General features: G+C 63.8%; 12 protein-coding genes. 10 read left to right on the top strand and 2 right to left on the bottom strand.

What is annotated here, in order from left to right; translation table 11 throughout:
* Positions 1–105: 105 nt before the first annotated feature.
* The gene (gene flgM / locus ETQ85_RS25215) at positions 106–420 is read right to left on the bottom strand and encodes a flagellar biosynthesis anti-sigma factor FlgM (protein WP_148581759.1); all 315 of its coding nucleotides are present in this window, start codon (positions 418–420) and stop codon (positions 106–108) included.
* Positions 421–528: 108 nt separating this feature from the next.
* Positions 529–1,233 (bottom strand): flagellar basal body P-ring formation chaperone FlgA, encoded by a 705-nt coding sequence (gene flgA, locus ETQ85_RS25220; protein WP_187394869.1) that lies wholly within the window; start codon positions 1,231–1,233, stop codon positions 529–531.
* A 325-nt stretch (positions 1,234–1,558) separates the two neighbouring features.
* Between flgA and flgB the strand changes: the two genes are divergently transcribed.
* From flgB to ETQ85_RS25265, 10 genes are all read left to right on the top strand, one after another.
* Positions 1,559–1,963 (top strand): flagellar basal body rod protein FlgB, encoded by a 405-nt coding sequence (flgB, locus tag ETQ85_RS25225; RefSeq protein ID WP_148581761.1) that lies wholly within the window; start codon positions 1,559–1,561, stop codon positions 1,961–1,963.
* An 11-nt stretch (positions 1,964–1,974) separates the two neighbouring features.
* Positions 1,975–2,379, top strand: a complete 405-nt coding sequence (flgC, locus tag ETQ85_RS25230) for a flagellar basal body rod protein FlgC (RefSeq protein WP_148581762.1) — start codon at positions 1,975–1,977, stop codon at positions 2,377–2,379.
* Positions 2,380–2,395: 16 nt separating this feature from the next.
* Positions 2,396–3,064: a flagellar hook assembly protein FlgD gene (locus tag ETQ85_RS25235; protein WP_148581763.1), complete on the top strand. Its 669-nt coding sequence runs from the start codon at positions 2,396–2,398 to the stop codon at positions 3,062–3,064.
* Between the two features lie 12 nt (positions 3,065–3,076).
* A partial coding sequence (locus ETQ85_RS26770) for a flagellar hook-basal body complex protein (RefSeq protein WP_222862311.1) occupies positions 3,077–3,848 on the top strand: 772 nt, incomplete at its 3' end.
* An 8-nt stretch (positions 3,849–3,856) separates the two neighbouring features.
* The gene (locus ETQ85_RS27550) at positions 3,857–4,612 is read left to right on the top strand and encodes a flagellar hook protein FlgE (RefSeq protein WP_425473165.1); all 756 of its coding nucleotides are present in this window, start codon (positions 3,857–3,859) and stop codon (positions 4,610–4,612) included.
* Between the two features lie 20 nt (positions 4,613–4,632).
* A complete protein-coding gene (flgF, locus tag ETQ85_RS25245) occupies positions 4,633–5,373 on the top strand; it encodes a flagellar basal-body rod protein FlgF (protein WP_148581765.1) in 741 nt (246 codons plus the stop codon).
* Positions 5,374–5,503: 130 nt separating this feature from the next.
* Complete coding sequence (gene flgG, locus ETQ85_RS25250) at positions 5,504–6,286, top strand: flagellar basal-body rod protein FlgG (RefSeq protein ID WP_148581766.1); 783 nt, start codon at positions 5,504–5,506, stop codon at positions 6,284–6,286.
* 22 nt (positions 6,287–6,308) lie between these two features.
* Positions 6,309–6,986 (top strand): flagellar basal body L-ring protein FlgH, encoded by a 678-nt coding sequence (locus tag ETQ85_RS25255; protein ID WP_148581767.1) that lies wholly within the window; start codon positions 6,309–6,311, stop codon positions 6,984–6,986.
* Positions 6,987–6,997: 11 nt separating this feature from the next.
* Complete coding sequence (locus tag ETQ85_RS25260) at positions 6,998–8,119, top strand: flagellar basal body P-ring protein FlgI (protein WP_148581768.1); 1,122 nt, start codon at positions 6,998–7,000, stop codon at positions 8,117–8,119.
* Positions 8,119–8,571, top strand: a 453-nt coding sequence (locus tag ETQ85_RS25265) for a rod-binding protein (RefSeq protein WP_187394870.1), incomplete at its 3' end; no start/stop codon positions are given. The genes ETQ85_RS25260 and ETQ85_RS25265, both read left to right, overlap by 1 nt.

Here is an 8,571-nt window from a genome sequence, read left to right on the forward strand (position 1 = left end):
TGCTCTTTTTGCAGCAGGGCGATGAAACCCTGCAGCCCGGTACGTTCGTCCTGAATCAGGCCGGCGAGCCGGTGAACGAGGCCTTGATCTGCAGCCATGGGTGGGTCAGGCCTTGCCGGGTTGTGCCGACAACATCTGGCGCACGCTTTCGATGAGTCCGTCGGCCACTTTTCCGGTATCCACCTTGAAGCGACCTTCGCTCATGGCCTGCTTGATCTCGTCTACTTTGGCGCTGTCCACCACCGGCGTACTGGCGATGGTCTCTTCCATCTGCTGCATCCGGGATGACAGGGACGACAGTTCAACCTTTTCCCCGCCGCTGCTGGTGGCATCGGTCTTGGGAGACTCTTTCGCGGAACGTGCTCGCCCGTCACTGGGCGGCAAGCCTCCGGTCGATTTGACTGAGTTATCGATCTTCACGGCATTGCCCTTTCTTCCATAAGTCGAGGAGGTCTACGACCAAGGGAAGCGAAACTTTAACCCATCCGGGCATTTCTGGAGGAGGGTTTGACGGCTGTCGATGTTGTGTCAGGGCAGGATGATCTCGACGAATCCGCCGTTGCGGGCGACGCCGCGCACGACCTGGCCGTTGGCGAGGCGTACCTGCGCGCCCTGACCGTCACCGGCGCTGCTGAGTGCGGTGCCGTCGTTGGCGACCTGGAAGCCTGGGCCACGATAGATGACTTTGACCGGCTGGCCCTGGACCACCGCCGGTGGCAGGCGCAGGTGGCTGGCGGTCAGGGGCCTGCCGGCCGCCAGAGAGGTTTTGGCTGCGTGGCCGACAGCCTGGGTCGGGTCGGTCAGTACGTCAGGTGCCTGAGCGGTCAGCTCACCGGCCTCCCGGCGTACATCGTCAGGGCCGAGGATCTGGCCTGCGCTCAGCGGGGCTGCGGTGATCAGGTACAGCCCTTTGACGCGCACTTCGGCCGGTACATAGGCCGACCATGCCGACGGTGCCAGACAGCGGATGCCCACTGTGATCCGGCCCCACGCCCGCGCGCCGGGCGGCAGGAAAGCTTCCAGCTGGAGGCAGGGGGGAAGCTGGTTGTCGATGGGGAAGTCACCGACCTTGATGTTCACTTCGCCGGGCAGGCTGCGGGTCTGGATGTTCAGAAAACGGCTGATTTCGGTCCTTACCGGCGCCGGATCCTGGCGGGCGATGGCGGAATTGCTCGCGCCGATGAGCGCCAGCAGGCTGAAAAACAGGGCAGGAAGGCTTGCAGCAGGCTTCATGGGCGGGATGCCGGGGAGAGTTGCTGCCATTAGGCCATGTCGGCACCCGGCAGGCCCGGCGGAACAGAGGCGCTTTAGGCACTCAATTCGGTGCGTCCCTTGCCGACCGGCAAAGTTTGCCGGAAGTCTGCCGGGGCGGCAGATCAGGGGGGCGGGGATGGGCTAAATGGGGTGCGAATTGCCGCCTGTTCAGCCCATCGGGGGTGCTTGTGCCCCTATAGGATGGCTGGCATGGAAGGTGCAATGAGTTGAGCGTACGCCAAGGCGCGCCATCTGCAGCATCAATTCACGGCGCGAGTGGAAACGAACTTTAGAGGTGACCGGAATGACCAGCCGTCTGGACCAGGCGTTTAACTTTCACCAGGTTGCGCTGAATGCCCGCGCCTACCGCCAGCAGGTGATCGCCTCCAACATCGCCAACGCCGATACCCCCAACTTCAAGGCCCGTGACGTGGATTTTCGCGAAGCCCTCAGTGGTGCGCTGGGTGGCCAGACGCCGGCCCTGAACCTGAAGACGACTGCGGCCCGCCACCTGTCCGGCTCTGCCGGCAGCGCGCTGGATGCCAGCCTGAAGTACCGCAACGAGGAGCAGGGGTCTGTCGATGGAAATACCGTCAATATGGATGTGGAGCGCAGCGCCTTTGCCGAGAATTCGGTGCAGTACCAGGCCAGCGTGACTTTCATCAACGGCCTGATCACCGGCATGCAAAGAGCCATCCAGGGCCAGTAAGGAGCTGAATCATGAGCATGCTTAACGTCTTTCATGTGGCTGGCAGTGCGCTGCATGCCCAGTCGACCCGGCTCAATGCTACCGCCAGCAACCTGGCCAACGCCGACAGCATCACGTCTGCCAACGGCCAGCCCTACAAGGCCAAGCAGGTGGTGTTTGCGGCCACCCCGATGGCCGGTCCGGCGGCGCAAGGCGTGCGGGTGACCCAGGTGGTCGAGAGTGCTGCGCCGATGCGCATGGTGTATGACCCGAAAAGCCCCGCCGCCAATCCGGAGGGTTACGTGACGATGCCCAACGTGAACGTGGTCGAGGAAATGACCAACATGATTTCCGCCTCCCGTGCCTACCAGACCAACGCGGACGTGATGGGCACCGCCAAGACACTGATGGAAAAGACCCTGGCCATCGGCCAGTAAGCACCGGTAAAAGATCATGAGCACCGTCAACTCCACCACCTCCGCCGACGTCATCAGCAGCCTGCAGAAGTCCTCGACTGCTGCAGCGAAGACCGACGACGCCCAGAGCCGCTTCCTCAAGTTGCTGACCGAGCAGTTGAAGAACCAGGACCCCCTCAATCCGATGGACAACGCCCAGATGACTTCGCAGCTGGCCCAGATCAGCACCGTGAGCGGCATCGACAAACTCAACACGACGCTGACGAGCATGCTCGAAAACTCCCAGTCCGGCGATGTGCTGCAGGCCGCCGCGCTGGTCGGCAAGGGCGTCACGGTGGCCGGCAACGAACTGACGCTGACCAGCAGCAAGGCCTACGGCGGTTTCGAGCTGCCGAGTGCCGCAGACAAGGTTACCGTCACGGTGAAGGACGCCAACGGCCTCGAAGTGCGCAAGATGGAGCTCGGTGACTACGATGCCGGGATCTACAACTTCGCCTGGGACGGGTTGACGACCAGCGGCGCCCAGGCGGTAGATGGCAAGTACACCATGAGCGTGACGGCCACCCGTGGCGATACCGCCCTCAAGCCCGTGGCGCTTCAGTTGTCCACGGTGAATAGCGTGCTGCGCACCAGCAGTGGCGGCGTCTCCCTCGATGTGGGCTCCGGCGGTCTCGTCAGCCTGTCAGACATCAAGCAAATTCTGTAAGCGGAGGAAAAAATGGCATTCCAGCAAGGTTTGAGCGGTCTCTCGATCGCTGCCAAGGCGCTCGATGCGATCAGCAACAACGTGTCCAACTCGGGCACCGTCGGCTTCAAGCAGTCCGCCGCCCAGTTCTCCGACGTTTTCGCTTCATCTCTGGCGGGTGGTGGTACGCAGGTGGGTATCGGTGCGTCGATCGACAAGGTTTCCCAGCAATTTACCCAGGGCAATATCTCGACCACCAGCAATTCGCTGGATCTGGCCATCAATGGCCAGGGCTTCTTCCGGATGGACAACAACGGCACCATCACCTTCAGCCGCAACGGTCAGTTCCAGACCGACAAGAACGGTTACATCGTGAATGCCCAGGGCTTGCGCCTGACCGGCAAGCTGGCCGATGCCAACGGTGTGCTGACCGGCACCACCGGCGACATCAAGCTCAATTTCAGCGATGCCAAGCCGGCTGCAACCACCAGCGCCGGTTACAACGTTAACCTGGACTCCCGCTCCAACACCCCGTCGGCGATGGACAAGGCCACGGTGCTCGGGACGGCGCCGCCGTCCCTGACGGTGGCGGCTGCGCCTGGCAACGTGTTGACCATCGCTGTCGATGGCGCCACTACACCGGTCACCGTCAGCGTCACGCCGGGCACCTATGCCGACGTGGGCTCTCTCGTCACGGCGGTCCAGGCTGCCATCGACAAGACTTCCCTGAAAGACCGGGTCAAGGTGTCCAGTGACAGCACCGGGCTCATCAATTTCGCCTCCATGCGCAGCGGCCGACTGTCCGNNCTCGGCGTGCCGGGTACCACCGCCACAGCAACGAACGCGGCCTTCAGTACGGCGGATCCGACCAGCTACACGAGCACCACTTCCCAGTCGGTATACGACACCCTCGGCAACGCGCACACCCAGTCGCTCTACTTCGTGAAGACTGCCCAGTCCAATGTGTGGGATGTCTACACCAGCCTGGATGGCGGTTTCCCGCCGGAAATCGATCCGGTGACCGGTGTGCATACGCCTACCACCGTCAGCTTCGACGCCAACGGTGTCTTGCAGACGCCGACCTCCTTCTCGTCGTCTTACGCGATCGCCACCGGTGCCGTGCTGCCCCTCGCCTTCGATGTGGAGCTGGCGGGGACGACCCAGTTCGGCAACAGCTATGGGGTGAACCAGCTGACGCAGGACGGTTACACCACCGGCAAGCTGTCCGGCCTTACGGTAGGCGCCGACGGCACCATCCAGGGCAACTTCAGCAATGGTCAGTCTCGTGTGATGGGGCAGGTCTGGCTGGCTTCCTTCCAGAATCCCAACGGGCTGCAATCCCTTGGCGGCAACCAGTGGGCGGTCACCAACGAATCCGGCCCCGAACAGCCCAATGCACCGGGCACCGGCAGCCTGGGCGTGGTCCAGTCGGCTGCGGTGGAAGAGTCCAACGTGGATCTCACCTCTGAACTGGTAAACATGATCACCCAGCAGCGTTCCTATCAGGCCAACGCCCAGTCCATCAAGACCCAGGACCAGATCCTGCAGACGCTGGTCAATCTGCGCTGATAGCCAAGGGAAAATAAGCCATGGACCGCCTGATCTACACCGCCATGACCGGCGCTTCGTCCACCCTCGGCCAGCAGGCTGCCGTGGCCCACAACATGGCCAACGCCACCAGCACCGGTTTCAAGACCGAGTTGCACCGCCTGCGCGCGGTGCCGGTGCAGAACGCCCAGATGCCGACCCGCGCCTTCGTGGCGGATGCCAGCGTGGCGGACGACTTCAGCACCGGACCCCTGCAGCACACCAACCGGCCCCTCGACATGGCCGTGCAGGGCAAGGGCTGGTTTGCAGTGCAGGCGGCGGACGGCACCGAGGCCTACACCCGGGACGGCAGTTTCGAGGTCAGCGCCAACGGCATCCTGCAGACCCGTGGTGGCCTGCCGGTCATCGGCACCGGCGGTCCGATCACCATTCCGCCCGACGTGGAAGTGGCGGTGGGCGCCGACGGCTCGATTTCCACCGTTCCGCGCAGCGGCTCCCGCAACAACACCAGTGCGGTGGACCAGCTCAAGCTCGTCAATCCGCCCGAGCAGGATCTCAAGCGCGGCCCCGATGGCCTGTTCCGTTTGACCAGCGGTGCCGCGGCGCAGGCCGATCCGGCCGTGCGGGTGGCCTCCGGCTACCTGGAAGGCAGCAACGTCAATGTGGTCGAGCAGATGGTCAGCATGATTTCGCTGGCGCGCCAGTTCGAGATGCAGACCAAGATGCTGTCCACTGCCCAGGAGATGGATCGTTCGGCTTCCCAGCTCGTGGCCAAATCCTGATTGAAACCGGATTAACAGCGCTTTCCCCTGTCTGCTCTGCGCCTGGAACGACTCTTGCTGCAGTTAGCATGAAAATCGTCGCCAACCCGCTTGCCCTCACCGGCACAAGCCTGACTCTCAGGAGCCCCCCATGATCCGCTCCCTCTGGATTGCCCGTACCGGCCTTGACGCCCAGCAGACCCAGCTCGACGTCATCTCGAACAACCTCGCCAACGTCTCCACCAACGGCTTCAAGCGGGCACGGGCGGTGTTCGAAGACCTGCTCTACCAGAACCTGCGCCAGCCGGGCGCCCAGTCGACGCAGCAGACCACGATTCCCTCCGGCCTGCAGATCGGTACCGGCGTGCGACCCATCGCCACCGAGCGGATCCATACCCAGGGCAACCTGACCCAGACCGGCAACGCGCTGGACGTGGCAATCCAGGGTGAAGGCTTCTTCCAGATCCTGATGCCCGATGGCACGACCGCCTATTCGCGCGACGGCGCCTTCCAGAAGGATGCCAACGGCCAGATCGTCACCTCCAGCGGCTACCCGCTGCAGCCGGCTATCACCATTCCGGCCAATGCCCTGTCGGTCACCATCGGCAAGGACGGCGTGGTGTCGGTAACTCTGCCGGGTCAGACTGCCCCGTCGCAAATCGGCAATATCCAGATCGCCGGCTTCGTCAATCCGGGCGGCCTGCAGAGCGTCGGCGAGAACCTCTACCTGGAAACCGCGGCCAGCGGCACGGCCAACCCCAACACGCCGGGCACCAACGGCGTCGGCGTGCTCAATCAGACCTACGTGGAAACCTCCAACGTGAACGTCGCCGAAGAGCTCGTGCTGATGATCCAGACCCAGCGTGCCTACGAGCTCAACTCCCGGGCCGTGTCCACCTCCGACAGCATGCTCGGCAAGCTCACTTCCCTGTAATTGCGGTTTGCGGAGAACGATCATGCAAGCGTTTCGATTTTTCTCGCTGCTGGCCCTCGCCGGGCTGGCCGGCTGCTCCGCCCTGCAGACCACGCCGCCGACGGCGGTGCATCAGCCGATGAGCGTGCGCCCCGAGCCGCGCACCGCGCAGGCTTCCCAGCCGGGCTCCATCTTTCAGCCAAACTTCTCGCGGCCCTTGTTCGAAGACCGGCGTGCCCGCTTTGTCGGCGACGTCATCACCATCAACCTCGTCGAGCAGACCGCGGCCAGCAAGAAGTCCTCCGCCACCGCCGAGCGCAACGCCAGCATGGCTGCGTCTATCTCGGCCATGGCCAAGGTGCCGCTGGCCGGTGCTCTCGGCGGGCTCGGCGTGACCGCTTCGGATGCCAGCAAGTTTGGCGGCAAGGGCGACGCGGCCGCCAACAACGCCTTTACCGGTACCATCACCACCACCGTCATTGAGGTGCTGGGCAACGGCAACCTGGTGGTGTCCGGTGAAAAGCAGATCGCCATCAACCAGGGTAACGAATTCATCCGTTTCTCCGGCGTGGTCAATCCGGTCAATGTCACGGGTTCCAACACCGTGCAATCGACCCAGGTGGCTGATGCCCGCATCGAATACCGGGCCAACGGCTACATCGACGAAACGGAGAACATGGGCTGGATGCAGCGCTTCTTCGTGAACGTCCTGCCGTTCTGAGGAGGGTCGCCATGCGTCGCACTGTTCACCCGTTTCTCCGGCTGGTCCTGGCCCTGGTGGTCGGTGTCGGGGTGTTTGCCAGTAGTTCTGCAAGTGCCGAGCGCCTTAAGGATCTCGCCTCCATCGGCGGTGTGCGCCAGAACCAGCTGATCGGCTACGGTCTGGTTGTTGGTCTCGACGGCTCCGGTGACCAGACCACCCAGACCCCCTTCACCGTGCAGAGCATCATCAACATGCTCGGCAACCTCGGCATCACCTTGCCGCCCGGCCAGTCGCTGCAGTTGAAGAACGTGGCGGCGGTGATGGTTACCGCCAGCCTGCCACCCTTTGCGCGGCCCGGCCAGCAGATCGATGTGACGGTGTCGTCGATGGGTAACGCCCGCTCCCTGAAGGGTGGCACCCTGGTCATGACGCCACTGAAGGGCGCTGACGGGCAGATTTACGCGATGGCCCAGGGCAGCCTGGCAGTGAGTGGTGTCAGCGGTGCGGCGGGCGGGACCAAGGTGACGATCAATCACCTGTCGGCCGGGCGCATTCCCGGCGGTGCCACTGTCGAGCGGGCCGTCGCCAGCTCGGTGGGGCAGGGCGATTCGATCTTTGTCGAGCTCAACGATTCGGACTTCGGTACTGCCCAGAAGGTGGTCGATGCGATCAACGCGGCCGCTCCGGGCAGCGCCCAGGCCCTCGACGGGCGCCGGATCCAGGTGCGGGCGCCGGAAGATCTCAACCAGCGCGTAGCCTTTCTCGGCAAGCTCGAGGGGCTGGACGTGACGCCTGCGCAGCAGGCCGCCAAGGTCATCGTCAATTCCCGCACCGGCTCGGTGGTGATGAACCAGAAGGTTGCCCTGCAGCCCTGTGCGGTCGCGCACGGCAGCCTGACGGTGTCCGTCAGCGAGAATCCCGAAGTGAGTCAGCCCGGCGCCCTCTCCGGCGGCCAGACGGCGGTTGTCAACAAAGGTACGGTGGACATCAAGCAGGAAGGCGGAGCCCTCTTCAACATCAAGGGCGGCACCAACCTCGCCGACGTGGTGAAGGCGCTCAACGCGGTCGGCGCCAATCCCATCGAACTGATCGCCATTCTGCAGGCCATGAAGGCCAGCGGTGCACTGCGTGCCGAGCTCGAGGTGATCTGATGGCCGCCGATTTCAGCCAGATCAACGCCCTCGATCCGAACACCCTGTCGGGGCTCAAGCGTCTGTCGAAGGAAAACTCGCCCGAGGCGGTGAAGGAAGCCGCCAAGCAGTTCGAGGCGCTGTTTCTGCAGCAGGTCATGAAATCGATGCGCGAGGCCAGTCCCAAGGGCGGCAGCATGTTCGACAGCGAAGAGTCGCGCATGTACCAGTCCCTGCTCGATCAGCAGATGGCCATGCAGCTGGCCAGCCGCGGCGGCGGTATCGGCCTCGCCCGGGTGATTGAGCGTCAGATGAGTGTCGGCAAGGACACCGTGACGCTGCCGGAGGGGCCGGTTTCCCTCGATACGTCGATTCGCCGCAGCTTCGATGCCGCAGTTCCGCCGCCGGCAAGCGGCAGCGCTGTCACTGCGGCAAAATCTGCCGTAGCGGCGCCGGCTGCCGGGGCGGCAAGC

The sequence above is a fragment of the Zoogloea oleivorans genome (assembly GCF_008107625.1).
Classification (GTDB): domain Bacteria; phylum Pseudomonadota; class Gammaproteobacteria; order Burkholderiales; family Rhodocyclaceae; genus Zoogloea; species Zoogloea oleivorans.

Bases quoted from the DNA above. Each gene is read 5' to 3' on its own strand.
- flgB (WP_148581761.1), top strand. From the start codon at position 1,559: ATGACCAGCCGTCTGGACCAGGCGTTTAACTTTCACCAGGTTGCGCTG.
- ETQ85_RS25255 (WP_148581767.1), top strand. From the start codon at position 6,309: ATGCAAGCGTTTCGATTTTTCTCGCTGCTGGCCCTCGCCGGGCTGGCC.
- ETQ85_RS25235 (WP_148581763.1), top strand. From the start codon at position 2,396: ATGAGCACCGTCAACTCCACCACCTCCGCCGACGTCATCAGCAGCCTG.
- flgG (WP_148581766.1), top strand. From the start codon at position 5,504: ATGATCCGCTCCCTCTGGATTGCCCGTACCGGCCTTGACGCCCAGCAG.
- ETQ85_RS25260 (WP_148581768.1), top strand. From the start codon at position 6,998: ATGCGTCGCACTGTTCACCCGTTTCTCCGGCTGGTCCTGGCCCTGGTG.
- flgF (WP_148581765.1), top strand. From the start codon at position 4,633: ATGGACCGCCTGATCTACACCGCCATGACCGGCGCTTCGTCCACCCTC.
- flgA (WP_187394869.1), bottom strand. From the start codon at position 1,233: ATGAAGCCTGCTGCAAGCCTTCCTGCCCTGTTTTTCAGCCTGCTGGCG.
- flgC (WP_148581762.1), top strand. From the start codon at position 1,975: ATGAGCATGCTTAACGTCTTTCATGTGGCTGGCAGTGCGCTGCATGCC.